This window comes from Shinella sp. WSD5-1 (genome assembly GCF_963942435.1).
Lineage (GTDB): Bacteria > Pseudomonadota > Alphaproteobacteria > Rhizobiales > Rhizobiaceae > Shinella > Shinella yambaruensis.
In genome coordinates, this window is record NZ_OZ012596.1 from 989,557 (window position 1) to 1,011,163 (window position 21,607).

Genomic DNA, 21,607 nt, shown 5'->3' on the forward strand with positions numbered 1-21,607 from the left:
GACTACGTCGCCGCCTTCAGCAGCGCGGCCACGAGGCCGGCTGTCGAGGAATCGTGCCCCGCGGCGCTTTCCTTGCCTTCCACGACCGGCAGCAGGCCCGTCGCCAGTTCCTTGCCGAGCTCCACGCCCCATTGGTCGAAGGAGTTGATGTTGAAGAGCGCGCCCTCGACGAAGACACGATGTTCGTAAAGGGCAATCAATCGGCCGAGCGCGAAGGGCGTCAGGCTGTCATAGACCATGGTGATCGACGGGCGGTTGCCGGAGAAGACGCGGTGCGGGGCGATCCTGTCCGCCTTCGCCTCGTCCATGCCCTTCGAGGTGAGCTGCGCCTTGGCCTCGGCCAGCGTGCGGCCCTTCATCAGGGCTTCGGACTGCGCCAGGCAATTGGCGATCAGGAGCTGGTGCTGGTGGCGCAGGTCCTTCTCGTGACCGTTCGCCGCGATCATGAATTCCGCCGGGATGATCGCCGTGCCCTGGTGGATGAGCTGGTAGAAGGCGTGCTGGCCGTTGGTGCCGGGCTCGCCCCAGACGACCGGGCCGGTCTGGCCCTCGACCGGCGTCGAATCCATCGTCACGGACTTGCCGTTCGATTCCATGTCGAGCTGCTGGAGATAGGCCGGGAAGCGCGACAGGCGCTGATCGTAGGGCAGGATGGCGCGTGAGGGATAACCCAGCACGTTGCGATGATAATAGCCGATGAGGCCGAGCAGCATCGGGATGTTTTCCCGGATCGGCGCTTCGCGGAAATGCGTGTCAATCGCGTGGCCGCCGGCGAGGAATGCGGCAAAGTTCTCCTTGCCGATGGCGATCATCAGCGGCAGGCCGATAGCCGACCAGATCGAGTAGCGCCCGCCGACCCAGTCCCAGAAGCCGAAGACGCGGTTTCCCTCGATGCCGAAGGCGGAGACCTTGTCGAGCGCCGTGGAGACCGCACAGAAATGGCTGCCGACCGCCGCCTCGCCGAGTGCATCGGCGATGAACCTGCGCGCCGTCGCGGCATTCGTCATCGTCTCGATCGTCGTGAAGGTCTTCGACGCGACGATGAAGAGCGTGGTTTCGGCCGAAAGAAGTTTCAGCGTGTCGGCGATATGCGCGCCGTCGATGTTCGAGACGAAATGCAGGCGGGGACCGTCATGATAGGGGGCGAGCGCCAGCGTCGCCATGACGGGGCCGAGATCCGAGCCGCCGATGCCGATGTTGACGACGTCGGTTATCTTCTTGCCCGTCGCGCCTTTCAGCGCGCCGGAGCGGATGCCGTCGGCAAAGGCGCCCATGGCGTCGAGCACGGCGTTGACATCCGGCATGACGTCCTTGCCCTCGACGAGCACCGGCGTGTTGGCGCGGTTGCGCAGCGCCGTGTGCAGCACCGCGCGCTCCTCCGTGATGTTGATGATGGCGCCGGAGAACATCGCGTCGCGCTTGCCCTCCACGTCCGCGTGCCGGGCGAGTGCTTCCAGCCCGTCGAGCACCGCGTCGTTGACCGCACACTTGGAATAATCGAAGAGGAGGTCGCCGAGCGTGGCGTTGTAGCGGGAGAACCGCTGCGGATCGGCCGCGAAGGCAGCCCTTATGTCTGTGGCGTTGGTATCGCGAACGATGGATTTCAGCTTTTCGACAAGCGCGTTCATCGGCGTCTTCCTTGGCTTGGGACGATGCCGGCTAGCTAGTCGCTTTGGCAGGAGCAAATCAAGACCGCAAATGCCACTTGGCGAAAAAATTAAATCGGTTTAACCGGGGCGCACATCAGCCCCGGAGATCCTTGCGCAATATCTTGCCGACATTGGATTTCGGCAGCTCGTTGCGGAACTCGACGAATTTCGGCCGCTTGTAGTTGGTCAGGTTCGCCGCGCAATGGGCCTTCACGTCCGCTTCGGTCAGCGCGGGGTCCTTGCGCACCACGAAGAGTTTCACCGCCTCGCCGGAATGCTCGTCCGGCACGCCGATCGCCGCGCATTCGAGAATGCCGGGATGCGACATCGCCACTTCCTCAATCTCGTTCGGGAAGACGTTGAAGCCGGAGACGAGGATCATGTCCTTCTTGCGGTCGACGATCTTGATAAGGCCCTCCGGCGTCATGAAGCCGATGTCGCCGGAGCGGAAGAAGCCGTCCGGGGTCATCGCCTTGGCCGTCTCGTCCGGCCGCTGCCAGTAGCCGGCCATGACCTGCGGGCCGCGGATGCAGATCTCGCCCACCTCGCCGAGCGCCAGCGTCCTGCCGTCGTCATCGCGGATCTCGATGTCCGTCGAGGGCAGCGGCAGGCCGATCGTGCCGGTGAATTCCGGCTTGTCGAAGCGGTTGGCGGTCGCCACCGGCGAGGTCTCCGAAAGGCCGTAGCCCTCGGTGATGGCGCAGCCCGTCATCTTCTGCCAGCGCTCGGCGACCGGCCGCTGCACCGCCATGCCGCCGCCGAGCGTCAGCACGAGGCCGGAAAGGTCCAGCTTGGCGAAGTCCGGATTGTTCATCAGCGCGTTGAACAGCGTGTTGAGCCCGGGGAAGATATGCACCCGGTATTTCGCCAGCTCCTTGACGAAGGCCGGGATGTCGCGCGGATTGGCGATCAGCACATTGTGACCGCCGAGCGCGATGCCCATCAGCCCGTTCACCGTCAAGGCGAAGATATGGTAGAGCGGCAGCGCGCAGATGAAGACGAGCTGGTCCGGCCGCTTCTTGATATGGAAGGTCGGCTCGATCCACAGCTTGATCTGCTCCATATTGGAGAGCAGGTTGGCATGGGTCAGCGTCGCGCCTTTCGAAACGCCCGTCGTGCCGCCGGTATATTGCAGGAAGGCGGTGTCGTCCGGCGCAATGTCGACGGGTTTCAGCGTGCCGCGCGCGCCTTCCGCCGTCACCTGGGTGAACGGCACATGGCCCGGCAGCGACCAGGCCGGCACGAGCTTCTTCACCTTGCGCACGACGAGGTTGACGATGAGGCCCTTGAGCCCGAGCATGTCGCCCATCGTGGCGACGACGACATGCCTGACGGCCGTGCGTGAGACGACCTGCGCCACGGTGCTCGCGAAATTCTCCAGCACGAACAGTGCCTTGGCGCCGGCATCCTTCAGCTGGTGTTCGAGCTCGCGCGGCGTGTAAAGCGGGTTGACGTTCACCACGACGAACCCGGCGCGCAGGATACCGAAGATGATCACCGGGTTCTGCAGGATGTTCGGCATCATGACGGCGACACGGTCGCCCTTTTCGAGGCCCCTTGCCTGCAGCCAGGCGCCGATCCGGGCCGAGGCCGCCTCGAAATCGCGGAATGTCAGCGTCTTGCCCATGCTGGTGAAGGCCGGGCGATCGGCATAGCGCGCGCAGCAGCTCTCGACGAGGGCGCCGATCGAGGCATGTTCGAGCGGGGCGATCGCCTCCGCCATGCCTTCCGGGTAGGAGGCAAGCCAGAAACGGCCGGTCGGTTGCGGGGAAGTGTCCTGGATCGTGGCCGACATGATGTTCCTCCTCTTGCGCGCGGTCCCGCCGGCACCGAAGGGTCCTCCAACCATCCGATGCACACAGGATGAAGCTTTTGGCAAGCGTCATCAAGGGTCATCGGTAACTTACATTGACGTAAACGTCAACAATCCACCTGCGGCCTGCCGTTCCATCTTTCGTGAACGGGCGATCGCGCCCGTCTGCGACCTCTCGGCGCGCCCCGCCAAAAAAACCACGTATATGTTTAACATTCTTGGGATACACCTTATCTAGACAGTCGGCCGGAGCCCGGCCCCAAGGGAGTGGACGAGTTTGCTGCATTCGGAACATCGCAGAAGTGAGCCCCGGTTTCTCGGCGCGGCGCGCCCGAGCAGCGTCGCGCTCATATCGCCCATCTCGGCGGCGCGCTGGCTCCTCGTCCTCATCGTGTTCGCCGGCATCTACTTCTTCCACGGCTTCGTCGTGCCGGTGCTTGCCGCGCTCGTCATCGCCTTTGCCAGCTGGCCGCTCTATTCGCGCCTGCTCGCCCAGGTGAACGGCAATCGCACGCTCGCCGCCTCCATCGCCATCCTTCTGATCCTCGCCTTCATCGTCGGGCCGATCATGATCGCCTCGACCTATGCCTTCCACGAGATCCGCGACTGGATCGGCTGGGCCGTCGAGACGAACCGCACCGGCGCGCCGACGCCGGACTGGATCGGCGCGCTGCCGGTGATCGGCGGCTGGCTCGACATGCAATGGACGCGCTTCCTCGATCACCCGGGGGCCATCGGCGAGCTGACGCAGATCGTCAGCGGCGCCAATATCGGCAATATCTACCGGGTTGCGCTGGCGGCCGGCGGCAAGGCCTTCGGCCTGCTGCTCGCCATGCTGTTCATGCTGATCGCTCTCTTCTTCATCTATCGCGACGGCCAGTCCTTCGCCGGCCAGGTGGATCGGCTGGGCGAGCGCATCCTGCCGATGCGCTGGGAGCGCATCTCGCGCATCGTGCCGGCGACGATCAGCTCCACCGTCACCGGCATGACGCTGATCGCCATCGGCGAAGGCATCGTGCTCGGCATCGCCTACTGGATCGCCGGCGTGCCGTCGGCCGTCACGCTCGGTGTCCTGACCGGCATCATGGCGCTCTTCCCCGGCGGTGCGCCGCTCTCCTTCACGCTCGTCTCCATCTATCTCGTCTCCAGCGGCTCGCCCGTCGCGGGCCTCGCCCTCTTCGTCTGGGGATCGGTCGAGCTCTTCATCGTCGACAAGACGCTGCGGCCCCGCCTCGTCGGCGGTCCGATCAAGCTGCCGTTCCTGCCCACCTTCTTCGGCCTCATCGGCGGCGTGAAGACCATGGGGTTCCTCGGCCTCTTCATCGGTCCCGTCCTCATGGCCCTCCTCGTCGCCATCTGGCGCGAATGGATCCGTGAGGTGGATGCCACCGAAGCGCCGTCGCCGATCATCATCGAGCCGCCGTCCGACACCGGCTCGAGGCTCGATCCGGAACACAAGGTCGGCTGACCGGGCTGGCAGCCCTCAGCGCATGCGCCGGCCGCACGATGGAGGAAACCGCCTGCATCCCGCAAGCCCGCCGGTTCCGGCGGGCCTTCCTGCCTCGCGCGGTCGAAGGCCGGTGTGCTTCGCCCCAGGCGCCTGTGTTCCAGGCACGTTGCCGGCGACAGGCGGTTCTCCGCTCCTGGCCGAACCACCGTCGTCTGCCCCGCGCCGATATGGTAGCCTTGCGGCATGAACGAGCTTTCCAGCGAAACATTCTTCAGCGCGCTTCCCGTCTTCGTCGATTTCGCCGGCGTTGCGGACAGCCACAACTATCATGCGCTGCCGGCCGGCTGGGCGCTGGCGACGGCGGATATCGTCGATTCCTCCGGCGCGATCGAGGCCGGCCGCTACAAGGCGGTCAACATGGCCGGCGCCAGCGTCATCTCGGCGGTCCTGAATGCGCTCGGCAACAACGATCTTCCCTTCGTCTTCGGCGGTGACGGCGCCATCGTCGCCGTGCCGCCGTCCGGTGCCGAAAGGGCGCGCAGTGCCCTTTCGGCGGTGCAGAACTGGGTCGGCAAGGAACTCGGGCTGACGCTGCGCGTCGCGCTCGTTCCCGTCGCCGAGATCATCGCCGCCGGGCGCGAAGTGCGCGTCGCACGGTTCCAGGTCACCCCGGACGTTTCCTACGCGATGTTTGCCGGCGGCGGGTCGAGCTGGGCCGAAGCGTGCATGAAGGAGGGACGCTTTGCCGTGCCGCCGGCACCGCCGGAGACCCATCCGGACCTTACCGGCCTCTCCTGTCGATGGAACCCGATCCGCTCCCGCCGCGGCGACATCGTCTCGATCATCGCGCTTCCCGCCGGACAGGGCAACGCGCAGGCCTTCGAAGCCCTGGTCCTGGAGATCGTCGCATTGGCCGGCGGCGAGGAGCGGGAGGGCCATCCGATCGCGCCGGAGGGCCCGCAGATCGGCCTGTCCGGCGCCGGTTTGTCGGTGGAAACGAAGGCGGCCCCGAAGGGAGGGCGCATCCGGCACTGGTTCGTCATCCTCGGGCAGCATCTCCTGACCGCCGGCCTTTACCGCCTCGGCCTGACGCTCGGCCGCTTCGACCCCAAGGCGTACCGCCGGGATGTGGCCCGGAACGCGGATTTCCGCAAGTTCGACGATGGCTTGAAGATGACCATCGACATCGACCCGGCACGGTTTCGACAGATCGAGGCCCGGCTGGAGCAGGCCGCAGGCGCCGGCATTTGCCATTTCGGCCTGCACCGGCAGGATTCGGCGCTGATGACCTGTATCGTGCCGACGGCGCTCCGGCGCGACCACATGCATTTCATCGACGGCGCCGCCGGCGGCTACGCCATGGCCGCCACCCGCCTGAAAAAACAGATATCCGACGCGCCGACCGCGTCGTGAACAGGCATTTTACGGGTTTGGAAGTGAGTGGTGCCGCTTACGTGACTCGAACACGTGACCCCATCATTACGAATGATGTGCTCTACCGACTGAGCTAAAGCGGCCCTTGCCGGGTCCCGAAGCGTGTCGGGACCGGAATGGGTGCGCTGATAACCGCAATGGGAGGAGATTTCAAGCGGGGAGTTTCAACTTCCGCATTTTTCCTGTGCGGTGCAGCGGATCGGGGCGGGTCATGCGGCGCAGAGACGGCCCCTGGCCGCGTGATATTCGCGGTCCAGTCGGGCGACGAGGTCCTCGACGGGGGCGACGGCCTTGATCGCGCCGATGCCCTGGCCGCAGCCCCAGATGTCCTTCCAGGCCTTCGCCCCGGTGGTGGCCTTGTCGAAGTCCATCTTGGAAGGGTCGGCTTCCGGCAGATGGTCGGGATCCAGGCCGGCGGCAGCGATGGAAGGTTTCAGGTAGTTGCCGTGGATGCCGGTGAAATAGTTGGAATAGACGATGTCGGCACTCGCGCTGTCGACGATCGTCTGCTTGTAGGCCTCGCTCGCGCGCGCCTCGTTCGTCGCGATGAAGGGCGAGCCGATATAGGCCATGTCGGCGCCCATCGCCTCCGCCGCGAGAATGGCGCCGCCGGTCGCGATCGCGCCGGAAAGGAGGAGGGGGCCGTCGAACCATTCGCGGATCTCCTGGACCAGCGCGAAGGGCGAGAGGGTGCCGGCATGTCCGCCAGCGCCGGCGGCCACCGCGATCAGGCCGTCAGCCCCCTTGCGGATCGCCGAATTGGCGTGGCGGTTGTTGATGACGTCGTGCAGCACGATGCCGCCATAGGAGTGGATCGCCGCATTCACCTCCGGCACCGCGCCGAGCGAGGAGATGACCACCGGCACCTTGTATTTCACGCACATCATGAGGTCGTGCTCCAGCCTCTTGTTGGAGCGGTGGACGATCTGGTTGACGGCGAAGGGGGCGGCGGGGTGGCCGGGGTTCTTCGCATCGTGTGCGGCAAGGCCCTCGGTGATCTCCGCCAGCCATTCGTCGAGCTGGGATTCCGGGCGCGCATTCAGCGCCGGGAAGGCGCCGATGACACCGGCCTTGCATTGTGCAAGGGTCAGCGCGGGATGCGAGACGATGAAGAGCGGCGCGCCGATGACGGGCAGGCGCAGCTTGTCCTTGAGGATCGCGGGCAGGGCCATGAGGGATGTCCTGTATGGTTTTGACGTTTTCGTAAACGTCAAAACCATAGCAGCGAGCACTCCCGCTGAAAAGGGGCGGTGGGACGGCGGTTGCGGCGGGGCTTCGAGAGCATGTGCGCCAGAAGCGCGAAACGGGCTTGCGCCCGCAATCCCAGGGAAACCTATCCCTCGCGATACCGGGCATCGCATCGGAGCCGCAATCTCTTCCTGCAAGGAGCAGGGCGATCGCATATGGGGCTGAGGCGCCTCTCCCTTCTCCCTGCGGAGCGGAAGGGGAGAACGGTAACGTCGAACTCCATGGGCGATTGCCTTCTGCAAGGAGGGACACGCCCCGCGGCATTGTCCGCACCAGGAACGCACCAGGCGTGCCTCCCCTGACGGCGGAGCGGAGGTGAGTGCGGGCACATGAATGAAGTGTCTGTCCGCGACAAATGGCGGGCGTCTGCGCAGGGGGCGAGGATTGCCGTGACCTGCGCCAGCGGGCCCGCCGCACGCGATCCATCGCCCCGTCGCGGCGCTTATCCCCGGCCAAGCAGGGGCAGTTTCGGCTGGAAGGCTTGCGCAAATTCCCGGCAAACGTTACGCAAATGCTAACGAAAGCCGGAAAGTGGAGCTCGTTCCACAGTGTATCATGGCCGCGGTCTCGCGCGGCTCCCGCAGAAGGGTCGGATGTGAGCGGACTGGAGACGGCAATCAGAAACGCGCTGGCGCGCTCGGAACGCGCCAATGCCGAAGTTCGGGCGCGGATCTACCAGTCGGCGCGCAACGCGCTGGAGGCGGGCCTGCGCAAGCAGGAGATCAACGACCCCGAGACGATCGCCGGCCAGCGCCACCGGCTGGAAGCCACCATTCACCAGATCGAGGCGGAAGAGCGCGCGCAGCTTTCGGCGGCGCCGGCCCGCGAGGTTCGCGTCGAGCCGGCGGTCGAGGCACGGCCGGAACCGGTGCTGCGCGCCGAGCGGGAGGATCGCCCCGAGCCGCGCCTGGAGGCGGATCGGCCGTCGGCGGCAAGCGATATCGGTGCCCTCCGCCCCGAACGCGAGGACGGCTTTGCCAAGAGCACGCCGAATACGGCCTCCGCTGCCGCTGCCGCCAGCGAGGCATCGGATTTTCGTCCCGAGCGGGTCGCCAAGGCGCGCAAGCGGCGCGGCCGGCTGTTCTCCTTCCTGCTCGTCGTGGCGACGCTGATTGCCGCCGGCGGTGCGCTTGCCTGGTGGGTGCAGACGAGCGGCCTGCTCCAGGAACTGCGCAGCGGCGCGGACGGCTCGACGCCGCCGGCCACCGTTTCCGGCGAGGACTTTTCCGGCGAGGACCCCATCAAGAAGGCGCTCGACACACAGAGCCGCTTCTCCTCCGACTGGCGGGCCGTGTTCTCGCCGGGCGATGCGGCACGGCTGTCCGCCGGCACGTCGGGCCGTTTCGAGGCGGTGAGCACCAATGAGGGGCCTGCCGTGCGCGTAACCTCCACCAATCCGGAGCGCGAGGGCGCGGTGCTGATCGAGGTTTCGCCCGAAATCCTCGGCGAGATGGGCGGCAAGACCTCGACGATCGCCATGACCGTGCAGTCGGTCAACGGCAAGCCGGTGCAGGTCGCGGTCGAATGCGATTTCTCCACCATGGGCGGCTGCGGCCGCCATCGCTTCACCGTGTCGGAGCGGACCGACATCCTGTTCCAGGTGGAATTCGACCGCTCGCTCTCGCCGAGCGAGCCGGGCCATCTCGTGCTGAACAGCGACATCACCGGCGGGGATGCGAGCGTGAACCTCTACGCCGTCCGCATCCTGCCGGGCGAATGAGCCGCCTGCCGCCTACTTGAGGAAGCCCGGCCCCGCGCCGACGATCTTTTTGTCGATCTCGCCAATCGCCTTCTCGTCCTTGCCCTCGTAGTCGAGCGTCCCGAGGATGTGGCGGATCAGGTTGATGCGGGCGCGGCGCTTGTCATTGGCGCGGATCACGGTCCAGGGGGCGTGGTCCGTATGGGTTTCCTTCAGCATGCGATCGCGCTTGTCCGTGTAGTCGCCCCACTTGTTGAGCGCGGCGATGTCCATCGGTGAGAGCTTCCAGACCTTGAGCGGATCGTGCCGGCGGTCGTGGAAGCGCTTCAGCTGCATTTCCCGGCCGATGTTGAGCCAGAACTTGAAGAGCTGGATGTCTTCCGCGACGATCATCTTTTCGAAGCGCGGCGTCTCCTTCAGGAATTTTTCGTATTGCTCCGGCGTGCAGAAGCCCATCACCGGCTCGACGCCGGCGCGGTTGTACCAGGAGCGGTCGAACAGCACGAATTCGCCCGATGTCGGAAAGGTCGCGACATAGCGCTGGAAATACCATTGGCCGCGCTCGGTCTCGGTCGGCTTCGTCAGCGCCACGATGCGCGCGGAGCGCGGGTTCATGTAGGACATGGTGGCGTGGATCGCACCGCCCTTGCCGGCCGCGTCCCGCCCCTCGAATACCGCCATCACGCGCTTGCCGGTCTTCTGCTGCCAGAACTGCACCTTGACCAGCTCGATCTGCAGCAGCTTCAGGGTCCTTTCGTAGTCCTTGTTGTCGAGTTTCTTGTCGTAGGGATAGTCGTCGGAGCCGAAGGCCTTGTCTTCGATCCAGTCGGGCAGCTTCGGATCGTCGATATCGAACACCCGCTTCTTGCCGCCGATGTCCAGTTCAACGACCCGGTTTTCGACCTTTTCCGCCATCGTCCACTCCTTGAAATCACGGGGCGCGGCTGATGCCGCATCGCCGCAGGTGGCCACAACCGGATTGCGAATTCAAGCGCGCCGTGAAAAACATGTCATGAAGCCGCGCTATCCATGGAGAATCGATGGAGGCCGCGGAGGACGGGATGCTTGCGAGGGAATGGGTGGCGGTGACGGATCAGCGGACGGGTCTCGGCTGGCTGGCGGCGCAACTGTGGGGCGAGCGGGTGCTCATTGCCTCGGCCGTTTTCGTCGGCTTCATGATGTGGCTCGCGGGCTTGCATCTCGGCTGGGTGTCCTTCGCCGTCCTCCTGCTCGTCATTGCCGGCCTCTTGCGCACGGAACGGCGCCTGGTGGAGGCCGGCGGCAGGACCATGGCGGCCTCCGCCAGTCCGGTGCCGGAGGTTCAGGCCGCCGTCCCGCCTGCCGATGACCTTTCCGCCATTGCCGCGGTTCTCGGCGCGCTCGATGCGCCCGCCCTGCTGCTCTCGGGCCGCGAGACGGTCAAATTGCAGAACCGCGCGGCCGAGGCGATCTTCGGCGTGATCCCGCGCGGCAGCGACCTGGCCGGCCGCATCCGCGCGCCCGGTATCCTCGACATGGTGCGCGACGCGATCGCCAGCGGCCAGACGCGGGAGACCGAGCATGCCGAGCGTCTGCCGTCGGAAACGGTCTATGTCGTGCGCATCGCGCCGCTCGCCGAGCGGGCGGGCGAGCCCCTGTGGCTGCTGACCTTCCGCGACGTCTCGCAGGCCCGCCGTATCGATCGCATGCGGTCCGATTTCGTCGCCAATGCCAGCCACGAGCTGCGCACCCCGCTCGCCTCGCTGCGCGGCTTCATCGAGACGCTGCAGGGCCCGGCGAAGAACGATGCGAAGGCGCACGAACGTTTCCTTGGCATCATGCACGAGCAGGCGACGCGCATGAGCCGCCTCGTCGACGACCTGCTCTCGCTCTCCCGCCTTGAGCTGCGTTCGAACCTGACGCTGGACCAGACCGTCGATCTCGTGCCGCTGCTCGGCCATGTGCGCGACAGCCTGCAGCCGCTCGCCTCCGATCTCGGGGTGGAGGTTGCGCTCGACCTGCCGAAGCACCCGGTCACCGTTCCCGGCGACCGCGACGAACTGGTCGAGGTCTTCGAGAACCTGATCGAAAACGCCTGCAAATACGGCCAGGAGGGCAAGCGGGTGGATGTCGTGCTTTCCGGCGGCGGCGACGTTCCCGTCGAATTCTCCGTCACCGATTACGGCCCCGGCATTCCCCCGGAGCATGTGCCGCGCATCACCGAACGTTTCTATCGGGTTAACGTGGAAGCGAGCCGGTCCAAGAAGGGCACAGGCCTCGGCCTTGCCATCGTCAAGCACATCCTCACCCGCCACCGGGCGCGCCTCGTGGTGAAGTCCGAGGTGGGCAAGGGCACGGTCTTCACCGTCAAATTCTGACACAAAGGATGGCGCTCCTGTCGTCCCGATGAAAATAGCGCAGCAATTTCAGATATTTGTTGTGTCACAAATGTTTCGTCAAACTGACATAAAAGGGAGGGCGATCGGGGTTTAGAGAAGGGCCGCCGGTCAACGGCAGAGAGCGCAGAACAGCGCACCACACACGTCCTCTTCGGGAGAACCCAGATGAAATCTCTTAAGCTCACTGTTGCGGCGCTCGTTGCCTCCGCCGCATTCGCAGGCGTTGCCGTTGCGCGCGACCAGGTCCAGATCGCCGGCTCGTCCACCGTTCTTCCCTACGCCAAGATCGTCGCCGAGACGTTCGGCGAGACCTTCCCCGACTTCAAGACGCCGATCGTCGAGTCCGGTGGTTCTTCCGGCGGCCTGAAGGAATTCTGCAAGGGCGTCGGCCCGAACACCATCGACATCGCCAACTCCTCGCGCCCGATCAAGGACAGCGAAGTGGAGGCCTGCAAGGCAGCCGGCGTGACCGAGATCCAGGAAGTCAAGATCGGCTATGACGGCATCGTGTTCGCCACCGACGCCGGCAATGCCGACCTGAAGCTCGAGCCGAAGGATCTCTACCAGGCGCTCGCCGCCGAAGTCGTCGTCGACGGCAAGCTCGTCGCCAACCCCTACAAGAAGTGGTCGGAAGTCAACAAGGACCTGCCGGACGTCGAGATCGCCGCCTATATCCCCGGCGAAAAGCACGGCACGCGCGAAGTCTTCGAAGAGAAGATCCTCGCTCACGGCTGCAAGGACTCGGGCGCCCAGGACGTCATCAAGGCGGCCGTCGCTGACGAGAAGGAACAGCTCTCCAAGTGCGTAGCCGTCCGCAAGGATGGCCTGGCCGTTGACATCGACGGCGACTACACCGAGACGCTCGCCCGCATCGCTGCCAACAAGTCCGGCATCGGCGTGTTCGGCCTCTCCTTCTATGAGAACAACGCCGACAAGCTGAAGGTCGCCACCGTCAACGGCATCGTTCCGTCGACCGAGACGATCGCTTCGGGCGAATACCCGGTTTCCCGCCCGCTGTTCTTCTACGTCAAGAAGGCACATCTCGGCGTCATCCCGGGCCTGAAGGAATATGTCGAGTTCTTCACGAGCGACGACATGATCGGCCCTGACTCCCCGCTGGCTGAATACGGCCTCGTCGCCGCTCCGGATGCCGAGCGCGAAGAGATCCGCAAGACCTTCGCCGACGGCAAGATCATGTAATGAACGTCGGCCGGCACGGTATTTCGCAAGAATGCCGCGCCGGCCGCTCCCTTTGGGCGGTTTCGCCCACGTCATGTTCTTCGACCGGGAATGGGGCGCCTTGTCGAACGGTCGGGGCGGGCACTCGGCACGCTCAGGGCGGATGATCTCGCCGGGAGAATTTTCTCAATGAGTATTTCCCTTCTACTGCTTATCGTCGCCGTCATCGGCGTGGTGGGCTATCTTATCGGCAGCTGGCGCGCCAACGCGCTTGCCGGCGGCAAGCTTTCCAGTCTGCATTCCCGGCCGGGCTACTACGGCTCCTTCGTCGCCATCTGGTCCATGCTGCCGGCCATCGCCATCCTGCTGGTCTGGATCATCGCGAGCCCGATCTATATCGGTTCGGCGGTGCGCGGCGGCTTCCCCGACGAGGTGAAGGCCGAGCCGCAGGCGACGCAGAACCTCAACTACAACATGATCGGCGCCATTGCCCGCGGCTTCAAGCTGCTCTCGGCGGAAGAGCGCGATGCGCTGTTCAAGGACGGCACCGCCGCCCGCGAGGTGTTGGGCAGCAAGGGCGTGCCGCTCGCGGCCGACCCGGCGCCCTACATGCTGACGGCCGCCGACGACCTCAACCGTATGACGACGGCAAGCAGCACGTTCCTGTCGATCCTCGTCGTGATCGCCGCGCTTGCCGGCGGTGCCTTCGCCTACCGCGCGATCGCGCCGAAATTCCGCGCCCGCAACCGCGTCGAGGGCGTCATGCTGGTCGGCCTCATCGTCGCCTCGTCCATCGCGATCCTGACGACCGTCGGCATCGTCGCGTCGATGGCGACGGAAGCGATCAGCTTCTTCAACATGGTCCCGGCCTGGGAGTTCTTCTTCGGCACGACCTGGGACCCGCGCTTCGCCGCCGCCGGCGCCACGGATTCCTCCGGCCAGTTCGGCCTGATCCCGCTGCTCGCCGGCACCCTCTATATCGGCTTCGTCGCCATGCTCGTCGCCGTGCCGGTCGGCCTCTTCGCCGCCATCTACATGTCGGAATATGCCTCGCGCCACGTCCGCTCGGTGGCCAAGCCGCTGCTCGAAGTGCTCGCCGGCATCCCGACCATCGTCTACGGCTTCTTCGCCCTGGTGACCGTCGGCCCGTTCCTGCGCGACATCTCCGCCCAGCTGAGCGGCCTCGTCACCGGCAACTATGCCAGCTTCATCCAGGCGCAGAGCGTTCTGACGGCCGGTTTCGTCATGGGCATCATGCTGATCCCCTACGTCTCCTCGCTGTCCGACGACATCATCACCGCCGTGCCGCGGGCGCTGCGTGACGGTTCGCTCGGCCTCGGCGCCACCCGCTCGGAAACGATCAAGCGCGTTATCCTGCCCGCCGCTCTTCCTGGCATCGTCGGCGCGCTTCTGATGACCGCGTCCCGCGCCGTCGGCGAAACCATGATCGTGGTGCTGGCCGCCGGCGTTGCCGCCCGCATGCAGCTCAACCCCTTCGAGCCGATGACGACCGTGACGGTCAAGATCGTCAACCAGCTGACGGGCGACCTCGAATTCACCTCGCCGCAGACGCTGGTGGCCTTCGCGCTCGGCATCACGCTCTTCGTCATCACGCTTTGCCTCAACATCTACGCCCTCTACATCGTGCGCAAATACCGGGAGCAGTACGAATGAGCCAGGTCTCCACGAGCCCCTCGATGACCGCCCTCGGCGTCACCGCAAAACCCGAACGCCGCGATATCGGCCTCGGTCGCCGCTACGCCGCAGAGCGCCGCTTCCGCCTCTACGGCATGGCAGCGATCGCCTTCGGTCTCCTCTTCCTGTTCCTCCTGCTCTTCTCGGTCGTCTCCAAGGGCTACACCGCGTTCCAGCAGACGATGATCACCATCCCGGTCGAGTTCTCCGCCGAGATCATCGACAAGGACAACGAGCGCGCCACCAACCCACAGAAGCTGGTTTCGGCCAACTATCCGGTCGTTGCGCGCAATGCGCTCGCCAAGGTGCTGGGCGTCGGCGAAGACGACCGTGCCGGCCTGAGGGCGGTCAACGGCATGATCTCGGACAGCGTCCGCGTGCAGTTCCGTAATCTCGTCACCACCGATCCGTCGATCATCGGCACGACCCGGACCGTGACCTTCCTCGCGCACGGCGACCTCGATTCCGCCTTCAAGGGCCAGATCGACCTCGCCGTGCCGGAAAACAACCGCAAGGTCTCCGACAAGCAGGTCGGCTGGATGAACACGCTCGCCGAAAGCGGCGCGCTCGCCAAGCACTTCAACACCGGCCTCTTCACCAATGGCGCATCCAGCCGTCCTGAAGCCGCCGGCGTCGGCGTCGCGGCCATCGGCTCGCTCTACATGATGCTGATCGTGCTCGTGCTCTCGCTGCCGATCGGCGTCGCCGCCTCGATCTATCTCGAAGAGTTCGCCCCGAAGAACCGCTTCACCGACCTTATCGAGGTGAACATCAACAACCTCGCCGCCGTGCCCTCCATCGTCTACGGTCTTCTCGGCCTTGCCGTCTTCGTCAACTTCGCGGGCTTCCCGCGCTCGGCGGCCCTCGTTGGCGGCCTGGTGCTGACCCTCATGACGCTGCCGACGATCATCATCGCGACCCGCGCCGCGCTGAAGGCCGTACCGCCGTCGATCCGCTCGGCGGCCCTCGGCCTCGGCGCCTCGAAGATGCAGACCGTGTTCCACCATGTGCTGCCGCTCGCCATGCCGGGCATCCTGACGGGCACGATCATCGGCCTTGCCCACGCGCTCGGCGAAACCGCACCGCTGCTGCTCATCGGCATGGTCGCCTTCGTCGCCGATGTGCCGGCAACGCCGATGGATCCGGCGACGGCCCTTCCGGTGCAGATCTACATGTGGGCAAACGAGGCGGAGCGCGCCTTCGTGGAGCGCACGTCCGGGGCCATCATCGTGCTCCTCATCTTCCTCATCCTCATGAATGTTGGCGCTATCCTGTTGCGCCGCCGTTTCGAACGGCGCTGGTAGAAGGACCGGTCTTATGAACATGATGTCAGAAGCAGCAGTCGAGAAAGCGCTGGACAAGAAAATGAACGACATTTCCTACAAGATGATCGGCAAGGACGTCTCGGTCTATTACGGCGACAAGCGCGCCCTCTACGACGTCAACCTGAACGTCCGCGAGTATACCGTGACCGCCCTCATCGGCCCGTCGGGCTGCGGCAAGTCGACCTTCCTGCGCACGCTGAACCGCATGAACGACACGATCGACGGCTGCCGCGTCACCGGCCGCATCACGCTCGACACGGACGATATCTACGATCCGGCGATCGACGTCGTGGAACTGCGCGCCCGCGTCGGCATGGTCTTCCAGAAGCCGAATCCCTTCCCGAAGTCGATCTACGAGAACGTCGCCTACGGGCCGCGCATCCATGGCCTTGCCAAGTCGAAGGCAGACCTCGACGCCATCGTCGAGCGGAGCCTGCAGAAGGCTGGCCTGTGGAACGAGGTGAAGGACCGCCTGCAAGAGGGCGGCACCGGCCTCTCCGGCGGCCAGCAGCAGCGCCTGTGCATCGCCAGAGCCGTCGCCGTCAGCCCCGAAGTCATCCTGATGGACGAGCCCTGCTCGGCGCTCGATCCGATCGCGACCGCCAAGGTCGAGGAGCTGATCCACGAGCTGCGCGCCAACTTCACCATCGTCATCGTGACGCACTCGATGCAGCAGGCGGCCCGCGTCTCGCAGCGCACCGCCATGTTCCACCTCGGCAACCTCGTCGAGGAGAACGACACCGACAAGATGTTCACCAATCCGGATGACCAGCGCACGCAGGACTACATCATGGGCCGCTTCGGCTGACGGCTGACGCTGAACCCCTGAACCCCGAGTGCATTAAGGACAAAGCCATGTCATCGAGCCATATCGTCTCCATCTACGACGAAGAACTGAAATACCTTTCCCGCCGCATCTCCGAAATGGGCGGCACGGCCGAGCAGATGGTGGCCGATTCCGTCCGAGCGCTCGTCACGACGGATGCCGCGCTGGCCCAGAAGGTCATCTCCGAGGACGTCATCCTCGACACCGCCGAACGCCAGATCAACGACAAGGCGATCGTCACCATCGCCAAGCGCCAGCCGATGGCGGCGGACCTGCGCGAGATCATGGGGGCGATCCGCATCGCCGCCGAGCTGGAGCGCGTCGGCGACCTCGGCAAGAACACCGCCAAGCGCGTCATCGCCGTCCAGAGCTCCGGCATGCCGCGCAAGCTGGCCCGCGGCCTCGAGCACCTCGCCGAGCTCGCGCTGATGCAGCTCAAGGAAGTGCTCGACGTCTACGCCACCCGCTCGATCGAGAAGGCCAAGGCCATCCGCGAGCGCGACGACGAGATCGATGCGATCTATACCTCGTTGTTCCGCGAGCTCCTCACCTACATGATGGAAGACCCGCGCAACATCACGCCCTGCACGCATCTCCTGTTCTGCGCCAAGAACATCGAGCGCATCGGCGACCATGCGACCAACATCGCCGAAACCATCTACTACATGGCGACCGGCTCGCAGCCGGAGGGCGAGCGTCCTAAGGACGATACCTCGACCTCCGTCGTCGCGGCCGGCGTCGCCGACGCGTCCGAGTAAAGAGAGCAGGATTCGCTTCATGGTGCCCAGAATTGCCGTCGTGGAAGACGAGGAGGCTCTCAGCGTCCTCCTGCGTTACAATCTGGAAGCGGAAGGTTTCGAGGTCGATACGATCCTCTCCGGTGACGAGGCCGAGATGCGCTTGCAGGAGCGCATGCCGGACCTCCTCATCCTCGACTGGATGCTGCCCGGCGTCTCCGGCATCGAACTGTGCCGGCGCCTGCGCCAGCGTCCGGAAACCGAGCGCCTGCCGATCATCATGCTGACGGCGCGCGGCGAGGAGAGCGAGCGCGTGCGCGGCCTTGCCACCGGCGCGGACGACTATGTGGTCAAGCCCTTCTCGACGCCGGAACTCGTCGCCCGCGTGCGGGCGATGCTGCGCCGGGCCAAGCCCGAGGTTGTCTCGACGGTGCTGCGTTGCGGCGACATCGAGCTCGACCGCGAGACACACCGCGTCCACCGCCGCACCCGCGAGGTCCGCCTCGGCCCGACGGAGTTCCGTCTCCTGGAATTCCTGATGACCTCGCCCGGCCGCGTCTTCTCGCGCTCGCAGCTTCTCGATGGCGTCTGGGGCCACGACATCTATGTCGACGAACGCACCGTCGACGTGCATGTGGGGCGCCTGCGCAAGGCGCTCAACTTCGCCAACATGCAGGACGTCATCCGCACCGTGCGCGGCGCGGGCTATTCGCTGGAGGCCTGAGCGAACGGGATTCCTCCCAAGGACGGAAATGGGCCCTCAGGGGCCTGTTTGCGTTTGTGCGGGGCCGGCGGATGAGGGGCTATCCTGCGCCGCAAACGAAAACGGACCCTTTCGGGCCCGCATCGCATGTCCTGCCGTGGGAAACGTTACCGCATCCGCCGGCGCTCGGCCGAGGGCTGGTAGGCGAGGCGCTGGTGGTAGGTGCAGTAGGGCGAGTTGTCCGGGGACTCGTTGCCGCAGAAGTGGAAGTCGTCGTTGAGCGGGTCGCCGATCGGCCATTTGCAGGTGCGTTCGGTGAGCTGGGTCAGCTCCAGCCGGCGCGACATCGGCACGACCACGTTGTTGCCGTTGGCCGGAACCGGGAGCTGCTCGGCCTGCGTCTCGAAATCGATCTCTTCCTTGGGGATGGTGTTGCCGGCCGGGCGGGCGACGGCACGGGTGGTGACCGGACGGGCCGCGAAGTTCGACGGGCGCGGCGTCGCCGGGGCCGGGCGCTTCGGGCGTGCCGCGGCCTGCGTGCCGCCGGCCTTGGCGCGGCCGGGCAGGTTCAGCCGGTGCACCTTGCCGATGACTGCGTTGCGGCTGACGCCGCCGAGCTGCGCCGCGATCTGGCTCGCGCTCAAGCCCTCGCTCCAGAGTTTCTTGAGTTTCTCGACGCGCTCGTCTGTCCAGTTCATGTTTTCGTCTCCGCTCGGCGCCCAGGATGCGGGAATCCCTCGTCGTGTTCCGGACGGGTCCGGAACCTGAACGCCCTAACTCTTTTGGTGACTAGTTCCGCCGCATGCAGTCTAGTAATTGGTCTTTAACCTAGAGACCGGTGGACTCTGTGACAAGAGTCGCCGGAATCCGGGCGAATCGATTTCGGAGTTTTCCCCAACTTGCTGGTCGGGTGTGACTCGATAGAGACACCTTCCGTGCGTGCCGCGAATCCTCACCTTGCGGGATGTTCAGCGCCATTTCGGGCGCGATTTTGTTGACATCCCAATGGGAAATGCCGATAGTGCGGCATGCCGCCGAAAGGCGGCTTTTGGTTTTTCTGAAGCCCGGAAAAGTCAAGCCGCATTCCTGTTTTTCCGCATCTCTTTTCGGAGGATCCGTGCATGGCCGATGTCGCGCCGCTCTATGAAACCTATATGCGTGCGCCGCTCAGGTTCACGCGCGGGGAGGGCGTGTGGCTGATCACCGAGGATGGCGAGCGATATCTCGATTTTGCCGCCGGCGTCGCCGTCAATTCGCTGGGCCATGCACATCCCCATCTCGTCGCCGCGCTGAAGGACCAGGCCGACAAGGTCTGGCACCTGTCGAACCTCTACGAGGTTCCGGGCCAGGAAAGCCTTGGCCGCCGGCTGACGGAGGCAACCTTCGCCGACAAGGTGTTCTTCACCAATTCGGGCGCCGAGGCGCTGGAATGTGCGATCAAGACGGCGCGGCGCTACCATTTCGCCAAGGGCCATGCCGGCAAGTACCACATCATCACCTTCGAAGGCGCCTTCCACGGCCGCACGATCGCGACGATCGCCGCCGGCGGTCAGGAGAAGTATATCGAGGGCTTCGGCCCCAAGGCGCCGGGCTTCCTCAAGGTTCCCTTCGGCGATATCGCGGCCGTCAAGGATGCGATCACCGAGGAAACGGCGGGCATCCTGATCGAGCCGGTGCAGGGCGAGGGCGGGCTGCGCCCGGTGTCGAAGGAGTTCATGCAGGAGCTGCGCCAGCTCTGCGATGAATACGGCCTGCTGCTCATCCTGGATGAGGTGCAGACCGGTGTCGGCCGCACGGGGCGCCTCTTCGCCCATGAATGGGCAGGGGTGACGCCCGACATCATGGCGATCGCCAAGGGCATCGGCGGCGGCTTCCCGCTCGGCGCCTGCCTTGCCACGAACGAGGCGGCGGCCGGCATGGTCGCCGGCACGCACGGCTCCACCTATGGCGGCAACCCGCTCGCGATGGCCGTCGGCAATGCCGTGCTCGACGTGGTGCTGGAAGACGGTTTCCTCGAGCATGTGCGCGACGTCGCGCTCGTCTTCCGCCAGGGGCTGGCCGCGCTGAAGGACCGTTTCCCCGACGTCATCGAGGACATTCGCGGCGAGGGCCTGATGCTCGGCATCAAGGCGAAGATCCCGGTCGCCGACCTGCTGAAGGGCGTGCGGGCGGAAAACCTGCTGGCCGTGCCGGCGGGCGACAACGTGCTGCGGCTGCTGCCGCCATTGACCGTGACCGCCGAAGAGGCGCGCGAGGGGCTTGCCCGCATCGAGCGGGCGGCGGAAAAGCTGACGGCCGCCAAGGCCGCGTAAGCAGCGAACGGACAGACAGGACATATCATGGCCAAGCATTTTCTCGACCTTTCCGCCGTTTCGGAAAGCGATCTCCGCGTCATCATGGACGATGCGCACACGCGCAAGGCCGCCAGCAAGGCCGGCACCGAAGCCAAGCCGCTCGCCGGCAAGATGCTCGCGATGATCTTCGAGAAGCCCTCCACCCGCACGCGCGTCTCCTTCGACGTCGGCATGCGCCAGCTCGGCGGCGAGACGCTGTTCCTGTCGGGCACGGAGATGCAGCTCGGCCGCGCCGAGACGATCGGCGACACGGCCAAGGTCCTCTCGCGCTATGTCGATGCCATCATGATCCGCACGACGGACCATGCCCGCCTGCTGGAGCTTGCCGAGCACGCCACCGTGCCCGTCATCAACGCGCTGACCGACCTGACGCATCCCTGCCAGATCATGGCCGACATCATGACCTTCGAGGAGCATCGCGGTTCCACCAGGGGCAAGACCTTCGCCTGGACGGGCGACGGCAACAACGTGCTGCATTCCTTCGTCGAGGGGTCCGCCCGCTTCGGCTACAAGATGAAGATGGCCGTGCCGATGGGCTCGGAGCCCGACGACAAGATCCTGAACTGGGCGCGCGACAACGGCGGCGACATCTTGCTCGGGCATGATCCGGAGGCGATCGTCGACGGTGTCGATCTCATCGTCACGGACTGCTGGGTCTCGATGAACCAGGAGCACCGCGCCCGCGGCCACAACATCTTCCAGCCCTACCAGGTCAACGAGCAGCTGATGGCGCGCGCTAACAAGGATGCGCTCTTCATGCACTGCCTGCCCGCCCACCGCGGCGAGGAAGTGACCGACGAGGTGATCGACGGCCCGCAATCCGTGGTCTTCGACGAGGCGGAGAACCGTCTCCACGCGCAGAAGTCGATCCTCGCCTGGTGCTTCGGCGTCGTCTGACGCCGACCTTGAAAAGCGCCCCCGGCAACACGATCTAGGGGCCATCACGGAGCGCCGCGAGGCGCCTGGTTTGCTGATAAGCATCGCCCACTCTCTGTCGTCATCCTCGGGCTTGACCCGGGGATCCACACGGCACCCGCGGCCGTGGATGGTCGGGTCAGACCCGACCGTGACGGAGGAGAGGTTTGCGGACGTTATCAGCAGTCCGGGCGCCGCAAGG

The 21,607-nt window shown here is 65.4% G+C and carries 17 protein-coding genes and 1 tRNA gene; 12 read left to right on the forward strand and 6 right to left on the reverse strand.

Going from position 1 to position 21,607, the window contains the following annotated elements:
* Positions 1 to 2: 2 nt before the first annotated feature.
* Positions 3 to 1,628: a glucose-6-phosphate isomerase gene (gene pgi, locus AABQ55_RS04710; RefSeq protein WP_272804261.1), complete on the reverse strand. Its 1,626-nt coding sequence runs from the start codon at positions 1,626 to 1,628 to the stop codon at positions 3 to 5.
* A 115-nt stretch (positions 1,629 to 1,743) separates the two neighbouring features.
* Complete coding sequence (locus AABQ55_RS04715) at positions 1,744 to 3,444, reverse strand: long-chain fatty acid--CoA ligase (protein ID WP_272804262.1); 1,701 nt, start codon at positions 3,442 to 3,444, stop codon at positions 1,744 to 1,746.
* Between the two features lie 295 nt (positions 3,445 to 3,739).
* On the opposite strand from AABQ55_RS04715, the gene AABQ55_RS04720 reads away from it, so the two are divergent.
* Complete coding sequence (locus AABQ55_RS04720; protein WP_272804263.1) at positions 3,740 to 4,930, forward strand: AI-2E family transporter; 1,191 nt, start codon at positions 3,740 to 3,742, stop codon at positions 4,928 to 4,930.
* A gap of 225 nt (positions 4,931 to 5,155) precedes the next feature.
* Positions 5,156 to 6,325, forward strand: a complete 1,170-nt coding sequence (locus tag AABQ55_RS04725; RefSeq protein ID WP_272804264.1) for a DUF3095 domain-containing protein — start codon at positions 5,156 to 5,158, stop codon at positions 6,323 to 6,325.
* A 28-nt stretch (positions 6,326 to 6,353) separates the two neighbouring features.
* On the opposite strand, the gene AABQ55_RS04730 is transcribed toward AABQ55_RS04725, so the two are convergent.
* Positions 6,354 to 6,429 (reverse strand) — tRNA-Thr (locus AABQ55_RS04730).
* Between the two features lie 126 nt (positions 6,430 to 6,555).
* Positions 6,556 to 7,518 carry an NAD(P)H-dependent flavin oxidoreductase gene (locus AABQ55_RS04735; protein WP_272804265.1) on the reverse strand — a complete coding sequence of 321 codons (963 nt, stop codon included), beginning with the start codon at positions 7,516 to 7,518 and terminating at the stop codon, positions 6,556 to 6,558.
* Positions 7,519 to 8,189: 671 nt separating this feature from the next.
* Between AABQ55_RS04735 and AABQ55_RS04740 the strand changes: the two genes are divergently transcribed.
* Positions 8,190 to 9,314 (forward strand): biotin transporter BioY, encoded by a 1,125-nt coding sequence (locus AABQ55_RS04740; RefSeq protein ID WP_244767324.1) that lies wholly within the window; start codon positions 8,190 to 8,192, stop codon positions 9,312 to 9,314.
* Between the two features lie 12 nt (positions 9,315 to 9,326).
* Here AABQ55_RS04740 and ppk2 read toward each other — a convergent pair whose 3' ends face one another.
* Entirely contained in the window at positions 9,327 to 10,208 is an 882-nt protein-coding gene (ppk2, locus tag AABQ55_RS04745) for a polyphosphate kinase 2 (protein ID WP_272804266.1), read from the reverse strand.
* Positions 10,209 to 10,354: 146 nt separating this feature from the next.
* Here ppk2 and phoR point away from each other — a divergent pair, with 146 nt between their 5' ends.
* From phoR to phoB, 7 genes are all read left to right on the forward strand, one after another.
* Positions 10,355 to 11,650 (forward strand): phosphate regulon sensor histidine kinase PhoR, encoded by a 1,296-nt coding sequence (gene phoR / locus AABQ55_RS04750; RefSeq protein ID WP_272804267.1) that lies wholly within the window; start codon positions 10,355 to 10,357, stop codon positions 11,648 to 11,650.
* 186 nt (positions 11,651 to 11,836) lie between these two features.
* On the forward strand, positions 11,837 to 12,871 hold the full coding sequence (locus AABQ55_RS04755; protein WP_244767327.1) for a substrate-binding domain-containing protein: 1,035 nt from the start codon (positions 11,837 to 11,839) through the stop codon (positions 12,869 to 12,871).
* Positions 12,872 to 13,039: 168 nt separating this feature from the next.
* On the forward strand, positions 13,040 to 14,524 hold the full coding sequence (pstC, locus tag AABQ55_RS04760) for a phosphate ABC transporter permease subunit PstC (RefSeq protein WP_244767328.1): 1,485 nt from the start codon (positions 13,040 to 13,042) through the stop codon (positions 14,522 to 14,524).
* Positions 14,521 to 15,849, forward strand: coding sequence for a phosphate ABC transporter permease PstA (gene pstA / locus AABQ55_RS04765; RefSeq protein ID WP_244767329.1), 1,329 nt, complete (start codon positions 14,521 to 14,523; stop codon positions 15,847 to 15,849). Before pstC ends, pstA begins: the two co-directional genes overlap by 4 nt.
* A gap of 13 nt (positions 15,850 to 15,862) precedes the next feature.
* A complete protein-coding gene (pstB, locus tag AABQ55_RS04770) occupies positions 15,863 to 16,678 on the forward strand; it encodes a phosphate ABC transporter ATP-binding protein PstB (RefSeq protein ID WP_272804268.1) in 816 nt (271 codons plus the stop codon).
* Between the two features lie 47 nt (positions 16,679 to 16,725).
* Positions 16,726 to 17,454, forward strand: coding sequence for a phosphate signaling complex protein PhoU (phoU, locus tag AABQ55_RS04775; RefSeq protein ID WP_244767331.1), 729 nt, complete (start codon positions 16,726 to 16,728; stop codon positions 17,452 to 17,454).
* A 19-nt stretch (positions 17,455 to 17,473) separates the two neighbouring features.
* Positions 17,474 to 18,157: a phosphate regulon transcriptional regulator PhoB gene (phoB, locus tag AABQ55_RS04780; RefSeq protein ID WP_244767332.1), complete on the forward strand. Its 684-nt coding sequence runs from the start codon at positions 17,474 to 17,476 to the stop codon at positions 18,155 to 18,157.
* A gap of 146 nt (positions 18,158 to 18,303) precedes the next feature.
* Here the strand turns inward: phoB and AABQ55_RS04785 are convergent, their stop codons facing one another.
* Entirely contained in the window at positions 18,304 to 18,834 is a 531-nt protein-coding gene (locus AABQ55_RS04785; RefSeq protein ID WP_244767333.1) for a GcrA family cell cycle regulator, read from the reverse strand.
* 423 nt (positions 18,835 to 19,257) lie between these two features.
* Between AABQ55_RS04785 and AABQ55_RS04790 the strand changes: the two genes are divergently transcribed.
* Complete coding sequence (locus AABQ55_RS04790) at positions 19,258 to 20,448, forward strand: aspartate aminotransferase family protein (RefSeq protein WP_244767334.1); 1,191 nt, start codon at positions 19,258 to 19,260, stop codon at positions 20,446 to 20,448.
* A gap of 27 nt (positions 20,449 to 20,475) precedes the next feature.
* Entirely contained in the window at positions 20,476 to 21,387 is a 912-nt protein-coding gene (gene argF / locus AABQ55_RS04795) for an ornithine carbamoyltransferase (RefSeq protein ID WP_272804269.1), read from the forward strand.
* Positions 21,388 to 21,607: the final 220 nt, after the last annotated feature.